This is a genomic window from Actinomadura napierensis, from assembly GCF_039529375.1.
In the GTDB taxonomy this organism is placed as follows: Bacteria; Actinomycetota; Actinomycetes; order Streptosporangiales; family Streptosporangiaceae; genus Spirillospora; species Spirillospora napierensis.
Map to the genome: position 1 here is coordinate 1 of NZ_BAAAMR010000264.1, position 1,231 is coordinate 1,231.

Genomic DNA, 1,231 nt, shown 5'->3' on the forward strand with positions numbered 1-1,231 from the left:
AGGAGCGGTGTGACCCTCGTCCATCCCCCGGCCGGAGACCGGCCTCCCGAGGCCGGCCGCGCCGCCGAGCTGGACCGCCGCCTGGCGGCCCTGCTCGCCGACGCCGAGGCCGACGGCCGGTCAGCGCCCCCCGCCACCGGGCCCCCCGATACTTCCTCCGAACCCGCGGCCGCGCTCTCTGGCCCTGGCGAGACGCCGTCGGGCCCGTCCGAACAGGGCGGGATGCCACTGGGATCGTTCGAACCGGGCGGGACGCCACTGGGAGCGTCCGAGCCGGGCGGTGTCGCGCTCGCGGCCGTGGGCAGCCACGGACGGCGCGAGCTGACCCCCGGCGGAGACCTCGACCTCGTGCTGCTGCACCGCGGACGCCCCGACATCGCCGAGATCGCCGACCGCGTCTGGTACCCGATCTGGGACTCCGGCCTGCGCCTCGACCATTCCGTCCGCACCGTCGCCGAGGCCAGGACCGTCGCGCGCGGCGACCTGAAGGCGGCGCTCGGACTACTGTCCGCCCGCCGGATCGCCGGCGACCACGTCCTCGTGGACGAGCTGCGCGCCGCCGTGCTGGCCGACTGGCGCGCCGACGCGCGCGCCCGGCTGCCGGAACTGGCCGCGATGTGCCGCGAACGCTGGGAGAAGCAGGGCGAACTGGCGTTCCTGCTCGAACCCGACCTCAAGGAGGCCCGCGGCGGCCTGCGCGACGTCCACGTGATGCGGGCGGTCGCCGCCTCCTGGATCGCCTCCGCGCCGGACGGCCGGGTCATGGCCGCGCACGACCTGCTGCTGGACATCAGGCACGCCCTGCATGAGGTCACCGGACGCGCCACGGACCGGCTCGTCCTGCAGGAGCAGGAGGCCGTCGCCCGCACGGTCGGCATGCCGGACGCCGACGCGCTGCTGCGCGCCATCGCCGGCGCCGCCCGCACGATCACCTACGCCGCCGACCAGCTGTGGCGCCGCGTCGAACGCGCCACCCGGCAGCGCCGCGCGCCGCTCGATCGCCGGCCGGTGGGCGACGGCGCCGTCGAACACGACGACGAGGTCGTCCTCGCCCGCAACGCCGACCTGAACGACCCCGCGCTGATCCTTCGCGTCGCCGCCGCCGCGGCCCAGGCGGGCCTGCCGCTCGCGCCCGCGACCGTCGCCCGCCTCGCCGCCGACGCGGCCGCTGGCCACGCCGCAGACGATCGAGTCGCCGACCCGCAGCGTGCCGCGCTGCACCAGCACGGTC

At 77.1% G+C, this 1,231-nt stretch carries 1 protein-coding gene; it reads left to right on the top strand.

Translation table 11 applies throughout. The features are described from left to right. Positions 1–9: 9 nt before the first annotated feature. On the top strand, positions 10–1,231 hold a 1,222-nt coding region (locus ABD296_RS49330), incomplete at its 3' end, for a [protein-PII] uridylyltransferase family protein (protein ID WP_455363883.1).